The sequence below is a fragment of the Sorangium sp. So ce117 genome, from assembly GCF_051524395.1.
GTDB lineage: Bacteria > Myxococcota_A > Polyangia > Polyangiales > Polyangiaceae > Sorangium > Sorangium cellulosum_B.
Genome location: NZ_CP150309.1, coordinates 5,280,518 through 5,302,919 on the forward strand (window position 1 = coordinate 5,280,518; position 22,402 = coordinate 5,302,919).

Here is a 22,402-nt window from a genome sequence, read left to right on the forward strand (position 1 = left end):
GCCGCGGCGCCGCGGGGACACGTTCGGCAAGAAGTGGGGCATCCCGCGCATCGACGGTAGCCTCGGGGGATGCATGACGAACGGACAGCTCCGAAGCGGATCCGCGTGACAGGACTGCAGGAGGCCCAGCTGCCGGCGCTCGTAGCGCTGGAGCAGGCCTGTACGGCGACGCACCGCGAGGCTGGCCCTGGGGTGGCGGAGATCGAGGCGCGGACGCTCGCCGAACTCGCCGCGCTGACGCGGCGACACGACGTGCGCGTGGCGGAGGCGGACGACGAGGTAGCCGGCTACCTGGCGTGGCGCGACGAGGCGCCCGGGGTCGCGGTCCTGGAGGAGCTCTCGGTGCACCCGGACCACCAGCGAGGCGGCATCGGGACGCGGCTGCTCGCGGACCTCCAGGATCGAGCGCGCGAGCTCGGCATGGAGCAGGTCGTGGTGCGCTCCAGGGAGAAGGCGAGCTGGGCTCAGGCTTTCTACGAGAAGAAGGGCTTCGAGCCGCTCGGCGAGGGCGCGCCCGCGAAGGTCCGCGCGTGGTGGAGCGAGCAGGAGGCCTCCGGGAGCCCGCCGGCCCGAGCCGGCGAGGTCATCCTGTGGGCGGCCATCCCGCCGCAACGCCCTGAAGCGCTGGACGAGGGCGACGGGGGCGACGAGCGCAGCGAGGGCTGAGCCCGGCCGGGCGGACCGTTCGCTCGGGGCCGTCGTGAGCCGGCGGGCGCCCGGGCGAAGGGGCGCGGTTACAGAAGCGCGCGACGGCCCGGCCGGGGTTCGCCTGGCTGCGCCCGCGCCAGCCGTGGGGCCCGGAAAACCGACCGGCTGCGCGAGTTGACATAATGTTTCTTATGCGATCCAAGGCCGGTGCGGCCGGCAGGGGAGCTCGGCTCGATTTCACGAGCAAATCCATGCACCTGAGGGCCGATCGGGCCGCATCCCGCGGCGGTCGCGGTCGCCGCCGTCGCCGCAACCTGGGTCGGCCGCACCGGTCGCCGCCGTCGCCGCAACCTGGGTGGTCGGCCTGCAACCTGGGTCGGTCGGCCTCGCCCACGGACGGTCCGCCGCCACCCCCTGGCTCTGCCCGCCACGAGACCTGGCCGGAGGCACCACTCCGGAGCCCCGCAACGCGCATCAAGGCGTCGTCCGCAACGCCCCGCGTGCCCTTCGGCCCGCCAGCATCGAGCCGCCGCGCCTCAATCTGTGCGTGTGTTCAGCCCTTCGGAACCGGGGGCGTCTCGACGTCGAGGCTCAGCAGCGAGCCGCCGTTCGTCAGGACGAACGCGCGCCGGCCGTACGCCGCCGGCGTCATCGCGATGCCGCCGCCGGTCTCGATGCCGTCGATCACGGCCCCGTCCAGCGGAGAGAACAGGAAGATCCCGTAGCGCGTGGTCGTCACCAGCAGCGCCCCCGAGAACGGCACGGGGGCCGAGATGCCGCCGTCAGGCAGGTCCCGGCGCCAGATCGTACGGCCATCCTCCGGATCGAGCGCCCACAGGCCGGTCATGCCGGAGGACGCAAGCAGCACCTTCCGCGCGGGCACGATCGGACCGCCTCCGCTCCGAGGCTGGTGCGCAGGCTGCTCCCACAGGAGGAGCTCGGTCACGCCGACCGCCGCCTCGTTCATCCAGGCCCGGGTCCCGTTCTCTGCGTCGAGCGCGAAGACCCCGCCCGCGTAACCCGCCACGAAGACCACATCGCCCGAGGCGATCTTCCCGAGGACCGGCGTGGTGTCCGTGTCGAGGTACTTCGGCGTCTGGCCGCCCGCGCTCTGCTCGGCCTCGGCAGCCAGGTCGACGAGCGCCCACTGCTCGGACCCGTCCTTGAGGTCGTAGGCCATCACGACCCCGTCCGAGAACGCGGTGTAGACCTTGTCCCGGCCGAGCGCCGGCCCCGCGTGCCCGGAGATCTCCATCCCGCCCGCCGGCGTCCTGTGCTGGTGCCAGCGCATCGCCCCCGTCGCCGCGTCGAGCGCGATCAGCGTGTCGTTCGAGTTCGTCACGTAGAGCACGCCGTCGCGCAACACCGGCCGCCGCGCGACCCTCGCGTTGGTCATGAAGCGGTAGAGCAGCGCGCCGTCGGACGCGCGCACCTTGTAGAGCGCGCCATCGTCCGAGCCGAAATAGACCGTGTCCGACGCGGCGTCGTAGAGCGGCTCGCACTGCACCGGCCCGAGCGTCTCGAAGCGCCAGAGGACGTCGCTCGTGTCCGCGCGCAGCGCGTACAGCCCGTGATCGCTCGATCCGACGAAGACGCGCCGGTGCGCCACGTCGATCTCGGGGCGGCCGCGCTCGTAGGCCTCGCCGACCTTGCGCGTCTCGGCGGTGAGCTCGCGGCGCATGGTGATGCCGAGGGCGCCGCCCGGGTGGTGCAGCCAGAGCGGCGCGTCGGGCGCCGCAGCGACGCCCAGGTTGCCGCAGCCGCTCAGCGGCGCGAGCCCCAGCCAGACGAGCGCGACGCCCGCTGCGCGGCTATTGCGGCGCATCGCCCGCCTTCTTCTCCGCGTTCTCACGCGCCCGGCGGAGCAGCTGCTCGATCTCCTCCGGCGTCATCGACTGGCCCTTCGGACCGCCGAACGCGGCGCGGGGCGGCACGGCGGCCGGATCGATCTTGCGCAGCATCTCCTCGACGACCGCCTCGAGGAACTGGAACGGGCGGCCCTCCGTCGACGGCGCCTGGAGCTTCTCGTGCGCGCTCTTCAGCAGCTCCTTCGCCTTGTCGGTGTCGCCCTTGGCCAGGTGGAGCCGCGCCTGGTGGTACAGCGCGAGCTCCTTGTAGCCCTTCATGTCGATCGCCTCGAGCTCCTTGAACGACGCGAGCGCGCCGTCGAGATCACCCTTGCCCTCCCGGGCGAAGGCGATGCCCTCGATGGCGCGCCCCTTCACGTCGGGATCGGCCCCGGCCAGCGGCGACGAGACCACGACGCTGTACGCGTCCAGCGCGTGCGCGTAGTCCTTCTTGTCGAGCAGCACCCCGGCCTGCCCGAGCTTCGCCAGCGTCGCCGCCCCGGTGCCGGCGTGCTCGTCGATGACCTTGTTGTACTCGGCGAGCGCGGTGGCCGATCGCTCGTCCGCGGTCTTGAAGGTCCTCGTGACGTCGAGCTCCTTCTCCTCCTCGGTGCGCGTGTCCTCCGCGAGCACCCTGCCCCGGTCCGCGGCGACGGCCGAGACGAGCGCCGACGAAGAGACGGCGTCCTTCTTCTCGGCCCGCGACAGGTAGAACAGCACGCCGCCGGTCGCGACGATCGCCGCCAGCGCGCCCCACTGGAGGATGTGGAAGTTCGCCTTGATCCACCGGCCAGCGCCGCTGCTCATCCGGCTGAGCGCGTCCTCGACCATCTCGCCCGGCAGCAGCTGGACCGGGCGGCGCCCCTCGGCCTGCTCCCTGCGGCGAGCGAGCAGCTCCTTCGCGCGGGCGTTCTTGTCCTTGGGCAGCTCCTCGCCGGTCGCCTTCTTCTTGCGACGGCGCGTGGTGGCCTCGTCGCGGCGGCGGGCCGCGCGGTTCGGCGCCGCCTCGGCCGCCTCTTCGCCCGCCGCCTCCGGCGCGGGAGCCTCCTCCGCCTCGCTGACGCCGAGCGCCTCGGCCACGCGCTGCGCGGCCTCGCCGTCGCCGTCGCCGCCATCGCCGCCGGCGTCCTTCACCGGAGCGCCGCGCGGCGGCCTCGCCGGGGCCGCCTCCGCGGCCCCGTCCTCGTCGCCATCGCTCCGCGTGGCGACATCGCCGTCGCTCCGCGCGGATTTCTCTTCGGCCTGCTCTCGGTCCTTGTCCGACACGCGGCGGACTCTAGTCTCGCGGCCTGCGGCGTCAATCTGGCCGGTGAGCGGCGGGCGCTTCGTCGTCCGAGCGCGGCGGCGCCCCGGCCTCCCCGGGCGACCAGGGCGCAGGCGGCGGGGGCGGGATCTCGTCGCTGAGCGGGACGACCGCGCACGCGGACACCTCGACGTTCTGGGTCGCGTACACCACGAAATCGCCGTAATTGCCGGCCTGAGCGCCCGCCGCGGGCGGCAGCGTCGCGAACGCCTCGGTCGGCTCGCTCCCCGGCGGAATCGCGAGCGTGACAGCGCGCTCCGGATCCAGCTCCGGCGCGCTGGCCGGGACGAGCGACGCGCCGTCCCGCTTCGGCGGGCGCCAGCCACGCGTGGGCCTGCCGAACCGCACCTCGCCGGGGCGGCCGTCGTCGGTCCGCGCGCGGCAGAGGACGCGCACGCCCTTGCCGTTGCCGGCCTTCGGGATCACGACGCCGAGGCCCACCCCGCTCTTCGCGAAGCGGCGCAGGCGGCCGAGATCGCGCTCGCGCGGCCCGCCGAGCAGGTCGAGGATGTCGGCCCGGAGCGCGAACCCGAGCCCCCCCGGCAGCGGATCGGGCGTGCCGAGCATGCGCAGGAGCGGCGCCCGGAGCTCGGGGCCGGCGCCGAGCTTCACGAGGGCCTCCGCGATCGCGATCCGCGCGGTCTGGTACGGCTCCTGGCTCAGCCGCTCCGCGAGCGCCGGCCGCGCGGCGTCCTCGCCGATCGCCGCGAGCGCGGCCGCGGCGTACGGGCGGAGCCGCACGTCGCCGAGCGCCGCGATGAGCGGCGGCAGCGCCGCCTTCACCCGGATCTTGGCGAGCGCGTCCACGATCTCGCGCGCCCGCTCGAACGAGGTCACCTCGCCCGCGTCGGCGCCGCCGTCCTGCTCGGGGCCGCGGACCACCTGCCGCAGCCACGCCACGAGCACGTCGTCGCCGCGGCGATCGCCCGACTCCGCCAGCGCGAGCGCCGCGAGGCGCCGCCACTTGCGATCGCGATCGACGACGAGATCGCGGGTGAGCGGCGCGCCCTCGCCGAGCCGCGTGAGCGAGAGCGCCGCCCAGCGCCGCACCTCGTCGTCCTCATCGCGCACGAGCGCGAGGCGCAGCGAGGGCGCCGCCTCGGAGCGGCGCAGATCGAACAGCACCTCGCCCGCCTTGCGCCGGATGGCCACGTCCGCGTCGTCGAGCAGCGCCGCGACCTCGACGACCGCGTCGGCGTCGCCCGCGATGCCGCGGCGGAGCGCGTCGGGCCAGCCCTTGCCCTCCTGCCGGAGGCCGCGGACCTCGTAACGCCCGTGCGACGCCTCGATCGCGCGCAGCTCCGACCGCATCGCGCCGAGCTCCGCCGGGCGCAGCGCGGAGATGTCTTCCTGCTGGCGCGGATCGGTCGCCACGTCGTAGAGCGCGCACGCGCCGATCTTGCGCGCGCAGACGAGCCGCAGCGTGCCCTTGGCGAGCAGCGTCTGCGTGTCCGTCTCGGCGAACGCGAAGCCCGGGAGCGAGGGCGGCCCGCCCGGCGGGGCCGCCTTGCCCTGCTCCGCCGCCTCGTCGCCGGAGGCGAGCAGCGGCCCGAGGTCGGCGCCGCGCACGCGCGCCGGCCTCGGGATGCCGAGCCCCGCGAGCACCGTCGGCAGGAGATCGACGAGCTGCACCGGCGCCCGGACCACGCGCGGCGAGAGCAGGCCGGGGGCGCTCACGACGAGCGGCACGCGCGCCTGCTCCTCGTACACGGTCGTGCCGTGGTAGCGACCGCCGTGCTCGCCGAACTCCTCGCCGTGATCGGCCGTGACGATCACGACGGCGTCCGGGCGCCCCTTGCGGACCTCGTCCACGATCGCGCCCACCCCCGCGTCCGCCACGGCGATCTCCGCGTCGTAGCGGTCGATGTCGCGGTCGCCGAGCGGGTGCTCCGGGTGCGCCTCGTACGGCTCGTGCGGCTCGAAGAGGTGCACCCACATGAACGCGCGCTGCTCCGGCCCGAGCCCGGCGAGGTAGCTCCGCACCTGCTCCAGCCGGAGCTGGGCGCTCGCGAACTCGACCTTCCGGTACTCGAAATCGAGCGCCCGGTCGCGCAGCGCGCCGAAGCGCTCGCCGTCGATGAAGAACACCGCCGGCGGATAGAAGCCCGCCGTTTTGTAGCCGTAGCGGCGGAGGTGCTGCGCGAAGGTCTCGGAGTCGTCCCCGAGCCCTTGCAGCACAAGCGGGCGGATGTACTTGCCCGTCATGAGCGACGACACCGCGTACGACGTGTGCGGCGTCGGCGTGTACGCCGCGTCGAAGCGCACGCCCTCGGCCGCGAGGCGATCGAGGTTCGGGGTGATCTTCCTGTCGTAGCCGTACGCCCCCACGTGGTCGGCGCGCAGGGCGTCGACGCTGATCAGCACGACGTCGCGCCCCCGCAGATCGATGGCGTGCCCGCTCGCGCGCTCGTCGAGCGGCGCGGCGTCGAGCGGCTCGGGCGGCGACAGCACGGCGGCGAGCTCGACCACGTGGCCGAGCAGCGGGCTGTGCGTCGCGTAGATCAGCCGGATGTTGTCCGCCAGCGCGAGCCTGTCCGCGGCGCCGGGCGCGAGCGCCGCGCCGAACGCGAAGAGGACGAGCGCGAGCGCCGCGCGCACCAGCCTGGGCGAGCGCCGCCCGTGCAGGTCCTCCAGGCGCGCCGCGCGCGCAGGCAGCGCCGGCGTCGCGAAGGTCGCCGCCGCGAGGGTGAGCGCCCCGAGCCCCAGGTGGAAGGCGGCGTAGAGGCGCGGCAAGACGCGCACATTCGCGACCTCGAGCAGGACGATCGCGCAGATCGCCGCGAGGAGGAGCCACCTGCCGGAGGCCGCGGCGCGCGCTCGCTTCAGGGCGCGCGCGGCGCGCGGCGCCGCAGCGAACGTCGCCGCGGCGGCGACGAGGGCGAGCGCCGCGATGAAGGGCGCGCGCCGGCCGCCCTCGAGCATGCGCCCCGTCGAGACCCCGAAGGCCACCGCGCCGCCGAACGCGCCCGCGATCAGCGCGGCCGCGGCGCGGAACGCCTTGCGCTCGGCGCGCATGACGATCTCGAGCACCGCGCCGAGGACGGCGGCGCACGGCGCCGCGGCCGAGAGCGCGAGCGGCAGGAGGTCGCGCAGGGCGCGGCCGAGCTCGTAGGGCCCGAGGAGCTCTCGCCACCGCCACACGCCGACGACCAGGAGCTCGGCGAGCGCGAGCGCCGCGATCGCGAGGTAGGCGTCCGCCATGCGCCACCCGATCTCCGTCTCCAGCTTCCTCGGTGGCGCGTCGGAGCTCCCGCTCGGGAAGGTGGCGCGGCTCGGCGCGGGCGCCGGCGTGGACGGGCGCGCCGGCCCGGCCTGCGGGCGCGGCGCCGCCGGGGCCCGGTGGCCGGCCGGCCCCGGCACGACGCCGGCGATCCCCTCCCCGGCGGCCGTCGTGTCAGGCCGGCTCCCCAGGAGGGGCCGCCCGGAGGGCGCGGGCCCCCCAGGAGGCCGGCTGGCGCCCCCATGGCCCCGCGGGCGCATCGGAGCGGCCCCGTTGCGCTCGGTCATGCGTAGGAGACTTCGAGGATCTCGTACGTGCGCGGCCCGGCGGGCATGTTCACGCGGACCTCCTCGCCGACCTCATGGCCGAGCAGCGCGCGCGCGAGCGGCGAGGCGATGGAGATGCGCCCGACCTTGAGATCGGCCTCCTCGGGGCCGACGATCTGGAAGCTCTGCTCCTCGTCCGTGTCGACGTTCGCGAGCTTGACCTTGGCGCCGAACTGGACCTTGCTGCCGCTCAGCTTCGACGGATCGATCACCTCGGCGCGCGAGAGCGTCTGCTCGAGGTAGCTGATGCGGGCGACGATCATGCCCTGCCGCTCCTTGGCGGCGTGGTACTCGGCGTTCTCGGAGAGATCGCCGTGCTCACGGGCCGTCCCGATGTCCTTGACGACCTGCGGCAGGTCGATCTCTTTCAGCCGTCGCATCTCTTCGCGGAGCCGCACTTGCCCCTCGGGCGTCATCGGTACTTTCTCGGACATGGTGGGACGCTTTTAGCATGGCTCCCGGCCGGGAGACGACGTCCCTGGGCGCGCCGATCGCCCGAGGCGCCAGGCGCCCGGACCGCAGCGCGTACCCCCCGCCGCCTTCGCCTAGCCGCGCCAGCGAACGATCTTCCGCGGCGGCCGCCGCGCATGGGCGTCCGCTGACTTGGTCGCGCTCCGGACGAGGGCCGCCGCCGTCCTGGAGAGCTCCTCGGGGTGCGGTCCGCCGTGCGGGACGGCCGCGACGTCCACCGTCGCCGTGGCCGCGCCGGTCGCCTCGGCGACCCGCACCTCGACCGGGACGTCCGCGTCCGGGAGCCGCACGAGGCCCCGGTACACGAACTCCCCTGGCGCATCTCCGGCGTCGGCCTGCTCCAGCACGTAGCGAGCGCCGGAGGACGGCCGCCCGACGGCCTGCGTCACAGCCGCGGCCCCGCGGGGGCGCGGCCCGACGCCGCCTTCTTGGCGGGCGTGCCGCGCGGCCCGCCCATCTCGTCGAGGAACCGGCGCGCGGTCACGGCGAACGGGCCGCCCCAGTCCCGGATGACCGACTCGAACACGGCGCGCGCCTCGTCGGGCTTCTTCATCTTGAGGAGCGTCTCGCCCTTGAGGACGAGCGCCTCCGGATCGAGCCCGGAGCCAGGGAAGGTCCGCAGCGCGTAGTCGATCCGCGCGAGGGCCGCGTCGAACGCGTCTTCCTTGAGGTAGTAGCGCGCGACGTAGAGCTCGTGGCGCACGAGCCGCCCCGTCACGACCTCGAGCATGTAGGCCGCGTCCTCGCGGTACCGGCTGCGCGGGTACTGCCGGAGGAACGTCCGGATCTCCTTGTAGGCCTCGAGCGTGGTCGCCTGATCGCGCTCCTCGGCCGGCGGCAGGAACACCGTGTCGTCGATGTCCAGGTAGAGCGCCTTCGCCATCCGGTACTTCGCGTACTCGACGTTCCGGTCCGTCCGGTGCTCCTGGATGAACGCGCGGTACTCCGAGATCGCCTCCGGGTACTTTCCCTGCTCGAAATCGAGGTCCGCGATCCTGAGATCGGCGAGCCGGGCGTAGCGGCTGTAAGGGAAGAGCCGCTTCACCTCGCCGAAGAGGGCGCGCGCGTCCTCCCAGTCCTTGGCCTGGAAGGCGGCCATCGCCTCGTTGTACGCGGCGCGCGCGTCCTCGGTGTACGTGAGGGTCGCGGTGCGGCCGTCGTTGAGCTCGAAATCGCAGCCCGCGAGCCCGCCGAGGGCAGCGAGGCACCCGGCGAGGGCGAGGACAGCGGCGGAGGGTCTCATCGAGCAGGCCTCGTACCCAATCCGGCGCCGGCGCGCCAGGGCTTCCGCCGCGGGGGCGGGCCTGTGCTCCTTCGCTCCCCGCATCGTAGCGCACGGCTGAGCTGGGGTATGGTCGACCCATGCCCGCTTCCTCTCCGCCGCTCGCCCCAGCGGCCACCGCCCCGCCGGGAGGCGCCGCCGCGCCCACCGTGCTCGTGGTGGACGACGAGCGCAACATCCGCCGCACCCTCGCGCTGGTGCTGCAGGGCGAGGGCTACCAGGTCGCGGAGGCGCCGAGCGCCGAGGCGGCGCTGGAGCTGCTCGCGCACGGCGACAGCCCCGTCGACCTCGCCCTCGTCGACCTGCTCCTGCCCGGCATGAACGGCCTCGACCTCCTCCAGCGCGTGCGCCAGGACGACGCCACCCGCGAGCTCCCGGTGATCGTGATCAGCGGCCACGCGACCGTCAACGACGCGGTGAAGGCGATCAAGCTCGGCGCCAGCGACTTCTTCGAGAAGCCGCTGAACCGCGAGCGCGTCCTCGTGGGCGTGAAGAACGCGCTGCAGAACTCGCGGCTCGCTCGAGAGGTCGAGGATCTCAAGGCGCAGGTGCAGGCGCGCTACGAGATGATCGGCCAGAGCGCGGCGATGCAGCGGCTGTTCAAGGAGATCGACCGCGTCGCGCCCACGAAGGCGAGCGTGCTCATCACGGGCGAGAGCGGCACGGGCAAGGAGCTCGTCAGCCGCGCCATCCACCGGCTGTCGCCGCGGGCGCGGGGCCCCTTCGTCCGGGTCAACTGCGCCGCGATCCCGCGCGAGCTCATCGAGAGCGAGCTGTTCGGCCACGAGCGCGGAGCGTTCACCGGGGCGAGCGGACCGAAGCGGGGCTTCTTCGAGCAGGCCCATGGCGGCACGCTGTTCCTCGACGAGATCGGCGACATGGACCTCGCCGCCCAGGCCAAGGTGCTGCGCGCGCTGCAGTCGGGCGAGATCTGCCGCGTCGGCAGCGAGCACAGCCGGTACGTCGACGTCCGCGTGCTCGCCGCGACGAACAAGGACCTCTCGCGCGAGGTCGCCGCGCTGCGCTTCCGGGAGGACCTCTTCTTCCGCCTCGCCGTGTTCCCCATCAAGAGCCCGGCGCTGCGCGACCGCATGGAGGACCTGCGCGCGCTCGCCGACGCGTTCATGGCGGCGTTCTGCAACGAGAACGGCCTCAAGCAGAAGGCCATCGATCCGGTGGTCTACGCCGCGCTCGAGCGCCGGAGCTGGCCGGGCAACGTCCGCGAACTCAAGAACGTGATCGAGCGCGCCGCGATCCTCTCGGGCGATGTCGTCACGATCGCCGATCTCCCGGAGGATCCGCACGAGAACCCGTTCGAGGACGACGCGCAGGGGGCCGCCGGTGACGGCGCGGCGGCGCCCCCCGCCCCCGGCGCGGCCGAGCCGCCCGCGGGCGCGGCCCGCCACGAGCCGGAGCGCCCTCGCCTCACGCTCCGCGAGTTCCGCGATCGGTCCGAGCGCCGCTACATCGTCGAGGTGCTGGCCAGCCTCGACTGGAACATCTCGCGCGCGGCCGTCCTGCTCGGCGTCGAGCGCACGAACCTCCACAAGAAGATCCGCGCGTACGGCATCAAGCGAGGTGAGGCGCCGTAAGCAAGGCCGGCGCGTCCCGCCTACGCGGCCCCCTCGAGCGCCCTGCGGACGGCGCGGAGGAGCGACTCGGCCGTGAAGGGTTTCCCCAGCACCGCGGCGCCCGGGCGGACGGCGAACGGGCCGTCGAGCGCGTCGCCCGTGTAGCCGGACATGAAGAGCACCTTCATGTCCGGCCTGAGCTTCACGAGGCGAGCGGCGAGCTCGCCGCCGGACATCTCGGGCATCAGCACGTCGGTGAGCAGCAGGTCGACGCGCCCGCGCTGCGCCTCGCAGACGCGCAGCGCCTCGCGCGGCCCGCGCGCCGTCAGCGTCGTGTAGCCGTTCTGCCCCAGGATCCGGCTCGCGAGCGTGACCACCGCGTCCTCGTCGTCGGTGACGAGCACCGTCCCGCCATCGCCCGGGCGCGGCGCGGCGCGGCGCGGATGTCCCGCGCGCGCTCGCCGCGAGGACGCCCCGCGCGCGGAGAGCGGCAGGTAGATCTCGACGCGCGTGCCCTGCCCAGGCTGGGAGGCGAGCTCGATGTGGCCGTGCCACTGCTTGACGATCCCGTACACGGTGGCGAGCCCGAGGCCGGTCCCCTTCCCCCTCGGCTTCGTCGTGAAGAACGGCTCGAAGGCGCGCGTCCGCACGTCGTCGCACATCCCGCTGCCCGTGTCGCTCACGACGAGGCGCGCGTACCGGCCGGGCGGGACCGCCGGGTGCGCGTCGTGCAGGCTCCCCGCAGCGCCGACGCGGACCGCGCGCGTCTCGATCGACAGCCGGCCGCCGCCTTGCATCGCGTCGCGCGCGTTCAGCGCGAGGTTCATCACCACCTGCTCGAGCTGCCCCGCGTCCGCCAGCACCCGGCAGGCCGACGGACCGAGCGCGATCGCGAGATCGATGCTGCCGCCGACGGCGGCGCGGAGCGCGCCGTCCATGCCGCGCACGACGTCCCGCAGATCCAGCACGACCGGCTGCGCGAGCCCCCGCCGGCTCACCGTGAGCAGCTGCCGCGTCAGCGACGCGGCCCGCTGCGCGGCGCGCTTGATCTCGGCGAGATCCTTCTGCACCGGGCTCTGCTCGTCGAGCTCCTCTATCACCAGGCTCGTGTAGTTCAGGATGATCGCGAGCAGGTTGTTGTAGTCGTGGGCGATCCCGCCCGCGAGCCGCCCCACCGCTTCCATCTTCTGCGCCTGGCCGAGCCCTTCCGAGAGCTCGCGCCGGCGATCGTCGGTGCAGCGCGCGGAGGAGAGATCGACGATGGCCCCGACCACGAGCCGCTCGCCGCGCGCTTCCGCGATGGTCTCGGTCCTCATCACCCGGACCGCGGATCCATCGCGGCGGGTGAGGAAGCCCTCGACCGCGCCGGCCGGCGGCGGCGTCGCGCCCGCCGCGCCCCCGCCGAGGTGGAGATCGCCCGTCGCGAGCGCCTCCTCCCGCGAGCCATAGCCCAGCAGCCGGGCGAACACCTCGTTGCAGTCGACGAGGTGGCCGTCGGGCGCGGCGACGTAGAGCCCCGCCGGCGAGCACGCCGCGAGCAGCGGGCTGTGCGCCACCGGATCCCTCGACGATCGTCCGCTGCTCATCGACGCATGGCCGTGGAGAAACGTTCCGTCGGAGCGACATCTCCGACAACCAGAACTGAAGCGCGGACTCTCCGTCTTTGCAACGTCGTTCACACCGGCCGCACCGCGAACGTCGCTGCAGGGGGGCGCGGCGAGCCGCGCAGCGTGGGAGCCGCGCAGCGTGGACGGTGTCTCGTTCTCCCCTTCTCTCTTCTCCCCTTCTCCACTTCTCCCCTTCGCTATTCCCCTTCGTTATTCCCCTTCTCTATTGCATCGAACTGGCCTAGACCGCGCCGGGGCTCGAGCGAGCCCGCTGGAGCGCTCCATGTTCTTCCTCGACAGCTCGAACCCAGCCGAGATCAAGGAGCTCTTCTCCTGGGGCGTCCTCGCCGGCGTGACCACGAACCCGCTTATCCTCGCGCGCGACGCGGGCTGCGTCGATCTCGAGCGGCGCATCCGCGAGGTGCTCGCGGCGTCGGCGGGGCCCGTGTCGGTCGAGCTGACGAGCGAGGACGAGGCGGCGATGCTCGACGAGGCCCGCGGCTATCACGCGTGGGCGCCCGAGCGGATCTGCATCAAGGTGCCGTTCAGCGACGTCGGCCTCAAGGTGACGCACGCCCTCGCGAAGCGCGGCGTGCGCACCAACGTCACGTGCGTGATGAGCTTCAACCAGGCCTACCTCGCGGCGCTCGCAGGCGGCGCGTACGTCTCGATCTTCAGCGGGCGCATCCGCGACATGGGCTACGCCGCGACCCCGGTCATCGAGCGCACGCGCGCGAGGCTCGATCGCGAGCGGCTGGGCGCCGAGATCATCGTCGGCTCGATCCGCCACCTCATGGACGTGAACGAGGCGCTCGACGCCGGCGCGCACATCGTGACCGTGCCTCCCGCCATCTTGCGGAAGATGCTCCACAACCCGAAGACCGAGGAGACGATCCGCGAATTCAACGCCGCCTGGGAGAAGCGTGCTAAGTAGCCGCGCGTGAACGCCGAGCCCGGCCACGCGCGAGGAGACGGGGAAGACTGGGAAGGCCGCGAAGGCCGCGAAGACCGTGGGCCGCGCCCTCTCGGTAACGGGGACACCCCGGGTCGGCGCTCGCCGCCCCGCGCCGCGCCGGAGGCCTTCGCCGGGCGCAAGTACGCGGTCGAAGAGGTGAACCGGGCCCTCGTCTCCGCCGCCGGCCGGCCGCGGACGGTGCTCGACGTCGGCTGCGGGATCGGGCTCAACGGCGCCGCCGTCAAGCGCACGGGCGCGCGCGTGACCGGGATCGAGATCGCGCCCGGCTCGCTCGCGCGCGCCGGCGCGGCGCTCGACGAGGTCCTCGCCGCCGACATCACGAGCGAGGCCGCCGTGCGCGAGGCGCTCGGCGACCGGCGCTTCGACCTGCTCCTGTTCGCCGACGTCCTCGAGCACACCGCCGACCCGCTCGCCGTGCTCTGCCGCTTCCTGCCCCACCTCGAGGAGGACGGCCACGTCATCGTCTCGCTCCCCAACGTCGCGGCCTGGCCGGTGCGCCTCGGCCTGCTCGCCGGCCGGTTCGACTACGAGCCGAGCGGCATCCTGGACGACACGCACCTCCGCTTCTTCACCCGCGCCTCGGCGGTCCGGCTCATCGAGCGCGCCGGGCTCGAGGTGCTCCGCGTCGAGCAGAACCCGATGCTCGTCCGGGCCGCCAAGGGGCTCATCCTCCGCGGCCTCGGCGCAGGAGACGACCCTGGCGATCTCGCCGGCTCGCTCCCCTACAAGGCGTATCACGCGCTCGTCCGCCCGCTGGAGGACGTGGTCGCCGACCGCGCGCCCGGCCTCCTCGCGTTCCAGCACGTGATCGTCGCCAGGAAGCCGCCGCGCCCGCGCCGGATGCGGCTCACCGTCGGCATGCTGACCATGGATGAAGAGGAGAGCGTCGGCGCCATGATCGGCGAGATCAGGAAGGCGGCGCCCGACGCGGAGATCCTCTGCGTCGACAGCTCCACGCGGGACAGGACCGCCGAGATCGCGGCCGGCCTCGGGGCGCGCGTGCTCCGGCAGGTGCCGCCCCGCGGCCACGGGCCGGCCATGGAGCTCCTCATGTACAGCGCCGCCGCCCGGAGCGATCTGCTCATCTACCTCGATTGCGACTTCACCTATCCGGCCGAGAACATCCCCGTGCTCAGGCGCCTCATCGAGGAGGAGGGCGCCGACGTGGTGAACTGCGCGCGCACCCGCACGAGGCCGGCGGCCATGCCGGTCCCGAACTACGTCGCCAACCGCGCTTTTGCCGCCATGACACACGCGATGCATGGCATCCCGACGACCGACGTCCACAGCGGAATGCGCGCCTACCGCTGCTCGGTGATTCGCGCGTTCGATTTCGACGGTGAGGGCGACGCGTTGCCCATCGACACGCTGCTCTTCCCCGCGAAGTGCGGCTATCGCGTGGTGGAGATGCCCATCGAGTACAACGAGCGCGTCGGCACCTCGAAGCTGCGCAAGCTGGCTGGCACGGTGTGGACCATGATTCGCCTGCTGCGCGCGCTCCCCGTCGGCGCCCGGCTCGGCGACCGCTACGAGCGCCGCTAGGCGTCACGCCACGCGGCGACGCGGACGAAGCGCGCCGGGCTCATCGGCGTGTGACGTGAATGTGGCTATAGCGACGCGGCGCGGCGTCACCTCGACCGCGTGGTCATCGCATTTCTGCCGCCTATACTCCGCACCTTGCAACACCAGAGGAGGCAAGAGATGCGGTTTCTGAAGGGTTTTTGCGTATTAGGTGTGTCCGCGCTGATGGGCGCGGCGGCGGGAGCGGGGTGCGGGGGCGACGACGCCGGCGAGACGAGCTCGAGCTCGAGCTCAGCGGGAGGGACCGGCGGCGGGGCTCCAGGCGACTGCTCGCCGACGAACCCGGTCTGCACGGCTGTCGCTTCCGAGTGCATTGCCGTCCACGACAATCAGGGCGCGACGAAGTTCGGTCTGCGGATGGCGCAGCTGACGATCACGAAGCCCGACGTGCTCGCGGTCGGCTATATCGCCCGCCTCGTCGCCGAGGGCCTGACGATGAACCTGCCCGTGTGCAACTTGAATGGCACAGGGACCTTTTCCTGGTTGCTCGAGTTCGACACGGCGACCGGCAAGCTGCGCACCGGCGGCGCGATGCCCACGAGCGACCCGCTCGCGGGCTACTGCTTCGCCAACATGTCTGCAGGCGAGTTCGAGATCGCGCCGAAGGAGCTCGACGCCCCCCTGACCGACGGCGCGTGGAGCGGCGCGTCCGACATCCTGAACGTCCCGATCTTCCTGGACACGGGCGCGGGAGACGCGGCCGCCGAGCCGATCGTCCTGCCCATGCACCAGGTGCAGCTCACCGACGCGAAGGTATCGGCGGACAACAACTGCATCGGACGGTACAACCGCGAGGGGCTCAGCCCGATGGAGGCCTGCCTCCCAGGCCCGGACGGCGATCCCCCTGCGTTCATCAACGGCGGCAAGCTCACCGCGTTCATCACGCTGGAGGAGGTCGACCGGGTGATCATCCCCGGGATCGAGCAGAGCCTCTGTGTCGTGCTCTCGGGCGATATTGGAGAGTACGGCACCGGTGAGACGCCCAATACGTGCAAGCGCGACGAGAGCGGCGGGATCGTGCTGAAGGGCGACTGGTGCAGCGCGACGAACTCGGCCGCGACGGACGAGTGCGCAGACGCCTATGCGCTCGGAGGCGAGTATGCCGCGAGCGCCGTCAAGATTACCGGTCTCTGTCCCCAGTAGCGCTTGCGGGCGGCTCTCCGGGGAGCGTACGATCTGTCGTGGCGTCCTGAAGCCCGCGCCCAGCGGGCGCGGCGCTGCGGGTCGTGCCCCCTCGGAGGGTTCCTTATGCCCCGCGTCATCAAGCATTTCTCCGCCATCCTCGTTCTCCTCGTCATCGCCGGATGTGCCGCTTCGGGAGGCGGGTGCGCCGGCTGTGGAATGACCCCCCTCCCCGCCGGCTTCAAGCCCGCGGACCGCATCGAGAACGCCGGAGCGGCGCGGCTCACGCAGTCGGGCGTCGAGTTCCTCGAGCAGAACCTGGGTGTCCTCGGGCGCGCGCTCCTCGGGGGTGGGGACGGCGGCGTGATCACGTTCTCCGTCCCCCGGTCGACGGGCTCCGTGGCCCTCGGGGCCATCGATTATGCCCTCTGCCCTGACGGAGCCGATCCGTCGGCGACTCCCCCGAAGTGCATCGCCGAGATCGACGCGGGGCGCGCAGCGCTTCAGATCCAGCCCAAGACGCCGCACAACCTGCTCGTCCGGGGCGCTCTGCCGGTGCGCCTGCAGAGCCTGCCCATCTTCCTCGACGGCGGCATCCTGGGGGAGAGCACCCAGTACGTCACCCTCAACGGAAACGACGCGTGCCCGCCCGACGCGCAGACCTTCACGAACATCGATGTCGAGGTCGAGCTGTCGATCGAGATCGACGTCAATCCGCAGCACTCGCGGCAGGGCTACTCGCGCGTCAAGGTCGTCCGGCTCTCGATCGACGAGGACCAGCTCGTGTCGAACCTGCACCTCGACTGCGGAGGCACGTGGGTCGGTGATGCGCTGGATTTCGTGAAGCCGATCATCACGAGCTTCATGGGATCCATGTCGAACGCGCTGAAGGCCCAGCTCGACCAGCAGCTCTGTATGAAGGCGGATCCGACGCAGGACCCGTCCTGCCCCGACGGCACGAACGACATCGGCGGCGTCTGCCGCTACGGCACGCACGCGAACGACGAGTGCGCCTCGATCCTGCTCGGCGTCGAGGGCCACATCGATCTCGGCCGGCTGCTCGCGAGCATCTCCCCGGGCACGCAGGGCGGGTTCGACCTCCTGCTCGCCGGCGGCGGCACGAGCGAGCGGGACGACGGCTCCGATCTCGCGTGGGGCGACCTCAACCCGGTCGGCAACGGGCTCACCCTTGGCCTCTACGGCGGCGCCGAGCCGGTGCCGACTTCGAAATGTGTGCCGCTGTCGAACATGGCGCTCCCGGCGGGCATCCCGATTCCCGATGAGCTCGTCGCCAACACCGTCTCCGACTGGCCAGCGGACCTTCCCGGCCCCCACGTCGGTCTCGCGATCTCCGAGCGCTTCGCGAATTATGCCATGAACGGTCTCTACAACAGCGGCCTGATCTGTCTCGGTATCTCCACGGAGACGGTGCCTCTCCTCAACTCTGGCACGCTGGGGCTGCTGGCCCCCTCCGCAAAGGATCTCGCGCTGCAGCGCGAGTCGCAGCAGGTCGCGGTCGTCATCCGTCCGCAGGCGCCCCCTCGGCTCACCTTTGGCAATGGCACGAACGGAAGCGACGACCCGCTGATCCGCATCCAGCTGGACCGGGCGAGCTTCGATTTCTACGTCTGGTCGCTCGACAGGTTCATCCGGTTCATGACGGCGACGTTCGACGTGGATGTGCCCATGAACCTCTCGGTCACCCCCGAGGGGCTCACGCCGGTGATCGAGGCGCTCAGGGTCGAGAACGGCGAGGTGACGAACAACGGACTGCTCCGGGAGAACCCCAAGTCCATGGCGGACGCGCTGGGCGGCCTCCTCGGCGGTCAGCTCGGGCAGCTGATCGGCGGCGGCATCCCGGCGATCGATCTCGACGGGCCGCTCTCGGCGCTCGGGCTCTCGCTGGTGATCCCGGAGTCGGCCGAGGGCGCGGGCTCCCCCGGCCTGCGAAAGCTCACGAAGGGGCAGGACAACTACCTCGGCATCTTCGCGACGTTCGGAACGACGGCGCAGCAGCGCTCGGCGAGGAGCGACACGCAGGCCGAGCTGAGCCGCAAGGAGGTGCGCGCCGAGGGGCTCCGCCTGCCCACGATGACCCGCGACAACGGGCCGACTGCGCGGCTCGTCATGAGCTCGCCGCTCGACGACGGCACGCGGGCCGTCGAGTACTCGTACCGCATCGACAGCGGCGTGTGGCGCCCGTTCACGCGCGAGCGCATCGTCGAGCTGCGCGACGACTGGCTGCGGCTCCCGGGGCGTCACGTGATCTCGGTGCGATCGCGGATCGCGGGCGCTCCCCTGTCGCTCGATCCCACGCCGGCGACCGTCGAGATGGTGGTCGACGTCGATCCGCCGGTCATCTCCGTCGGCGCCACGGTGGACGGCCGGGCGCCGCTCGAGGTGCGCGATCGGGTCTCGGACGCCGCGCGCGCGAAGGTGCGCGTGCGGCTCGACGACGGCGCGTGGTCCCCGTGGTCGACGGCGGCGGAGACGACGTCGGTGGACGTCGGTGACGCCGTTGACATCGAGGTCGAGGCCGTGGACGAGGAGGGGAACCTCGGCACGGCGCGGCAGGCGATCCTCCGCGGCCGGGTCCCCGTCGACCCGTCGGCCGGCTGCGGCTGCGTCGTGGCCGGCGGCGCCGGCGAGACGCCGTCGGGACTCCGCTGGCTCGGCCTCGCCGTCGCGGCGGCGGCCTTGCGGCTCGCGCGGCGCGGCGACCGGGGCTCGTCGCCTCGGCGCCCCGCGCAGCGCGGCGCGCGGGGCCTGAAGGGCGCGCTCGCGGGGGTCGCCGTCATGGCGCTCCTTGGCTCGCACGCCGGATGCTCGTGCAGCGAAGAGCCGGAGCAGGTGGAGCCGGGGTGCGTCGCGCCCGACTGCATGACGCTGGAGCACGGGCTCATCGGCGCGTACACCTCGGTCGCGGTCGCCGCCGACAAGCGCACGGTCTGGGTCGCCGGCTACGCGGAGGCCGACTGGCGGAACGCGTTCGCGTGGGGCGACCTCGTGGTCGGCACGTGGGACGGCGAGGCGGTCGCGTGGGAGGCGATCGACGGGGTGCCCGCGGAGCCCCCGGTCGACCCGGCCCGGTTCGACGTGAGCGGGTTCCGCGGGGGCCAGACCGAGCCTGGCGACGACGTCGGCCTCTGGACGTCGATCGCGGTGGGGCCGGACGGCGAGCCGGCGGTGGCCTACTACGACCGCACGAACCGCGCGCTCAAGTTCGCGCAGCGGCAGGGCGACGCGTGGGCGGTGAGCTTCGTCCAGCAGGCGCCGAGCAGCGACATCGGCCGTTACGCGAAGCTGCTCTTCGTGAAGGGGTTGCCCGTCATCGCCTACCTCGCGATGGAGCCGGGCGAGGGCGGCGCGGTCACGTCGAGCGTCCGGATCGCGACCGGCGAGAGCCCCACGCCCGGGGAGGGCGCGTGGCGGTTCGAGGACGTGGCGAAGGACGAGGCGACGCCGTGCCGCGCCTTCCTCTGCGGCGCCGGGGCGAAGTGCATCCGGAGCACGGGGCGCTGCGCGACGCCGCTCGCGGCCGGCGACTGCGAGCCGGGGTGCGCCTCCGGGCAGGCGTGCATCGACGACGGCGGCTCACCGGCGTGCGCAGCGACCTCCGACGGCAACCGGCTCGAGACGTACCCCGAGGCGATCGGCGACTACATCGCGATGGCGCCCGACAGTGCGGGCGGGTTCGGCCTGGCGTTCTACGATCGCATCCACGGCGACGTGGTGATCGCGTCGAGGTCGATGGGCGCGTGGGAGACCCGCATCGTGGACGGCGCGGCGCCGGACGGGACGGACACGGGCGACGTGGGCATGGGGACGTCGCTGTTCATCGATCGCGCCGGCGACTGGCACCTCGCCTACGCGGACGGCCGCTCGGAGGGGCTGCGGTACGCGCGGGTGAAGGGAGGCACGGAGGTCGGGCCCTCCGAGGTGGCGGACGACGGGCTCGGGATCGAGGGCGTCCCCTTCGAGGACGGGCAGCACCTCATCGGCGACGACGCGAACGTGTTCGTGACGGCGGCCGGGGAGGTGCGCATCAGCTACCAGGACGCGACGAGCGGGACCTTGCGGCTCGCGATCGGGACGAAGAGCGGCGACGGCCACAGCTGGCTCATCCAGGAGATCGCGCAGGAGGGGTTCGCGGGCGCCTTCTCGCGCATCGTGGAGGCGGACGGGCGGCTGCTCATCGCGAACTGGTGGCGCGTCGGCGGACAGACCACGAAAGGAGACGTGGCGCTCGTCACCCCCTGAAGCGCGCGCCGGAGCGCGAGCGCCTGGGCCGCGAGACGACGGGATCACCGCGTGCGGCGTCCCCCTGGAGCACTCGGCCGACGGATCGCCGTTGAGCAGGCGATCCGCCGACTGGGTATGCTCCTGGGTCGGCGCGGCCAGGGCGCGGGTGCGTCTTCTGCGAGGATCCGCAGGCAGAGCGAAGCGTCACAGGAAAGGCTTGGGACGATGAGAGCGACGGAACGAACGAGCAGCAACGCGGTGAGCAACGCATCCCCTGCGCCGTCCGGTGGAGCGCAGGATCAGGCCGGCGCGCCCGCGCGGCGCGCCGCGCGGCGGCGGATCGACGTCCCGTTCTCGCTGTGGCTGTTCCCCGCCGCGTCGGCCGTCGCGGCGCTGCACCTCGCCGGGTGCTGGCCGCTGTCCTACGCCGAGGATTGCAAGGAAGACTCGAGGTACTGCCCCCCCGAAGCGACGGGCGGCGGCGAAGGCCCTGGTCCCACGTGCGAGCCGGACCCGACCCAGGATGCGAGCACGGTGGTGGACCGGTGCGCGGTGTTCGCGAGCGCGGGCGCGGCGTCCGGAGGAGATGGGACGAAGGCCAGGCCGTACGCGTCGCTCTCGGAGGCGCTCGCGAACGCGAACGGCAAACGGGTGCTGGCGTGCTCGAGCGGAGTATTCGAGGAGAGCGTCACGGTCCGGGCGGCCGTCGAGGTGATCGGCGGCTTCGACTGCGGCGCGGGCTGGACGTGGAGCCCGGCGGCGCGGAGCGCCATCGACGGGCCCGCGAACAAGGTGGCGCTCACGCTGACGGAGGACGCGGGCGGGACACGCGTGCGGAGCTTCACGATCAGCGCGGCCAACGCGACGGCTCCGGGCGGGTCGTCGATCGGCGTGGCGGTCGCGGACATCGACGCGCAGCTCGAGCAGGTCGACGTGATCGCAGGGAACGGGGTGAACGGCGCGAGCGGCGAGACGCCGGAGGTCGTGCAGGATGGCGCGGACGCGCTGGAGGACGTCTCGAGCGCGTGCCTCGTGGCGGTCTACAGCGGCCAGCCCGGCGTAACGACGTGCGCGGATGGCGAGACGAGCGGCGGCGCCGGCGGCCTGGGTGGACAGCCCCCTGTAGATGAAGGGCGCGGGCAGACCGGCAGCGACGGCACGCCTGGTGCAGCCTCCCCGCCCGCATCCGGCATCGGCGGCATCGGACACGGGCAGACGGGAGAGACGGGAGAGACGGTGGAGTGCAGGGACGGCGCGAGCGGCGCGAGGGGCGCCTCTGGCGGCGCTGGGACAGCTGGCGACGGCACCACGCTGACGCTGGCCAGCATCATCGGAGGTGACGGCGGCACAGGCGTCGGCGGGACGCGCGGTCAAGGCGGAGGAGGAGGCGGCGGCGCGAAAGCAGGACGTTTCTGCATGTCCGGCGGGGGTAGCTACATCGACGGCGCGGGCGCCAGCGGCGGCGGCGGCGGGGCCGGCGGCTGCGGTGGAACGGGAGGAGGCGGCGGCAAGGCCGGCGGGTCGAGCATCGGGATCCTCAGCCTGGGGACCAAGCTGGCGCTGACCGATGTGACCATCGCCGTCGGCAAGGCGGGCCATGGAGGTGAGGGCGGAGGTGGAAGCCCCGGCGGCGAGGGCGGCATGGGGGGCAAGGGGGGGAGTCGCGTCTCCGGCGCCGGCTCGCTCGCGGGTTGCATGGGTGGCAAGGGCGGCGCGGGCGGCGATGGCGGCCCTGGCGGCGGCGGCCGAGGCGGCCACGCGGTGGGCATCGCCTACCAGGTCACGCCGAGCCCCGCGGCCACCGAGGTGCCGTTCACGGGAGGCACGGCTGGCAACGGCGGTTCCGCCGGTCTCGGTGGCTCCCCCGGAAGCGACGGCGCGGCCGGGGTGAGCGGCGCCTGCTGGGATTTCGCCACGAACCAGAGCTGCCCGTGATCGGCACCGCCGCGCCGTCAGGCGCTCAGCGACACCGCGCGGATCTCCGCCGTCGCCGGGCCGCTCACGCGCGCGCGCTCCGCGGCCACGAGATCGAGGAGCTCTTGCCGGGTCGCCTGCCCGCTGTCGAGCAGCGCGCGCATCGCGCCGTCGACGCAGCCCTTCACCCGCGCCAGGCGGGGAGCGCTCTCCCCGCCCTCCCGCGCGGTCAGCATGTCGTGAAGCATCCGCCTGAGCCCCGCCATCGCTTCGGTCTTCGAGCGCATCGCCA

At 73.1% G+C, this 22,402-nt stretch carries 15 protein-coding genes; 7 read left to right on the top strand and 8 right to left on the bottom strand.

The genetic code is table 11. The annotated features are described in order from the left end of the window. The first annotated feature begins 105 nt into the window (after positions 1-105). The gene (locus tag WMF46_RS19660) at positions 106-666 is read left to right on the top strand and encodes a GNAT family N-acetyltransferase (RefSeq protein ID WP_437987010.1); all 561 of its coding nucleotides are present in this window, start codon (positions 106-108) and stop codon (positions 664-666) included. A 535-nt stretch (positions 667-1,201) separates the two neighbouring features. Here WMF46_RS19660 and WMF46_RS19665 read toward each other — a convergent pair. From WMF46_RS19665 to WMF46_RS19690, 6 genes are all read right to left on the bottom strand, one after another. Then, complete coding sequence (locus tag WMF46_RS19665; RefSeq protein WP_437987011.1) at positions 1,202-2,473, bottom strand: outer membrane protein assembly factor BamB family protein; 1,272 nt, start codon at positions 2,471-2,473, stop codon at positions 1,202-1,204. Next, positions 2,460-3,761: a hypothetical protein gene (locus WMF46_RS19670; protein ID WP_437987012.1), complete on the bottom strand. Its 1,302-nt coding sequence runs from the start codon at positions 3,759-3,761 to the stop codon at positions 2,460-2,462. Before WMF46_RS19670 ends, WMF46_RS19665 begins: the two co-directional genes overlap by 14 nt. A 31-nt stretch (positions 3,762-3,792) precedes the next feature. Continuing rightward, positions 3,793-7,305 (bottom strand): sulfatase-like hydrolase/transferase, encoded by a 3,513-nt coding sequence (locus tag WMF46_RS19675; RefSeq protein ID WP_437987013.1) that lies wholly within the window; start codon positions 7,303-7,305, stop codon positions 3,793-3,795. Next, positions 7,302-7,778 carry a transcription elongation factor GreA gene (gene greA / locus WMF46_RS19680; protein WP_437718555.1) on the bottom strand — a complete coding sequence of 159 codons (477 nt, stop codon included), beginning with the start codon at positions 7,776-7,778 and terminating at the stop codon, positions 7,302-7,304. The genes WMF46_RS19675 and greA overlap by 4 nt, the downstream gene beginning before the upstream one ends. 111 nt (positions 7,779-7,889) lie before the next feature. Beyond that, positions 7,890-8,204 (bottom strand): hypothetical protein, encoded by a 315-nt coding sequence (locus WMF46_RS19685; RefSeq protein WP_437987014.1) that lies wholly within the window; start codon positions 8,202-8,204, stop codon positions 7,890-7,892. Next, the gene (locus WMF46_RS19690; RefSeq protein ID WP_437987015.1) at positions 8,201-9,058 is read right to left on the bottom strand and encodes an outer membrane protein assembly factor BamD; all 858 of its coding nucleotides are present in this window, start codon (positions 9,056-9,058) and stop codon (positions 8,201-8,203) included. Before WMF46_RS19690 ends, WMF46_RS19685 begins: the two co-directional genes overlap by 4 nt. 119 nt (positions 9,059-9,177) lie before the next feature. On the opposite strand from WMF46_RS19690, the gene WMF46_RS19695 reads away from it, so the two are divergent. Further along, on the top strand, positions 9,178-10,689 hold the full coding sequence (locus WMF46_RS19695) for a sigma-54-dependent transcriptional regulator (protein WP_437987016.1): 1,512 nt from the start codon (positions 9,178-9,180) through the stop codon (positions 10,687-10,689). Positions 10,690-10,709: 20 nt separating this feature from the next. On the opposite strand, the gene WMF46_RS19700 is transcribed toward WMF46_RS19695, so the two are convergent. Further along, complete coding sequence (locus WMF46_RS19700; protein WP_437987017.1) at positions 10,710-12,254, bottom strand: ATP-binding protein; 1,545 nt, start codon at positions 12,252-12,254, stop codon at positions 10,710-10,712. A gap of 304 nt (positions 12,255-12,558) precedes the next feature. On the opposite strand from WMF46_RS19700, the gene WMF46_RS19705 reads away from it, so the two are divergent. The 5 genes from WMF46_RS19705 to WMF46_RS19725 all read left to right on the top strand — a co-directional run bounded on the left by WMF46_RS19705 (position 12,559) and on the right by WMF46_RS19725 (position 22,131). Beyond that, entirely contained in the window at positions 12,559-13,209 is a 651-nt protein-coding gene (locus tag WMF46_RS19705; RefSeq protein ID WP_437987018.1) for a transaldolase family protein, read from the top strand. A 6-nt stretch (positions 13,210-13,215) separates the two neighbouring features. Then, the gene (locus tag WMF46_RS19710) at positions 13,216-14,793 is read left to right on the top strand and encodes a methyltransferase domain-containing protein (RefSeq protein WP_437987019.1); all 1,578 of its coding nucleotides are present in this window, start codon (positions 13,216-13,218) and stop codon (positions 14,791-14,793) included. A gap of 192 nt (positions 14,794-14,985) precedes the next feature. Beyond that, positions 14,986-15,975 carry a hypothetical protein gene (locus WMF46_RS19715; RefSeq protein ID WP_437987020.1) on the top strand — a complete coding sequence of 330 codons (990 nt, stop codon included), beginning with the start codon at positions 14,986-14,988 and terminating at the stop codon, positions 15,973-15,975. A gap of 105 nt (positions 15,976-16,080) precedes the next feature. After that, complete coding sequence (locus WMF46_RS19720; protein WP_437987021.1) at positions 16,081-20,214, top strand: hypothetical protein; 4,134 nt, start codon at positions 16,081-16,083, stop codon at positions 20,212-20,214. Positions 20,215-20,421: 207 nt separating this feature from the next. After that, the gene (locus WMF46_RS19725) at positions 20,422-22,131 is read left to right on the top strand and encodes a hypothetical protein (RefSeq protein ID WP_437987022.1); all 1,710 of its coding nucleotides are present in this window, start codon (positions 20,422-20,424) and stop codon (positions 22,129-22,131) included. A 17-nt stretch (positions 22,132-22,148) separates the two neighbouring features. On the opposite strand, the gene WMF46_RS19730 is transcribed toward WMF46_RS19725, so the two are convergent. After that, positions 22,149-22,397, bottom strand: coding sequence for a hypothetical protein (locus WMF46_RS19730; RefSeq protein ID WP_231864921.1), 249 nt, complete (start codon positions 22,395-22,397; stop codon positions 22,149-22,151). Between the last annotated feature and the right edge of the window lie 5 nt (positions 22,398-22,402).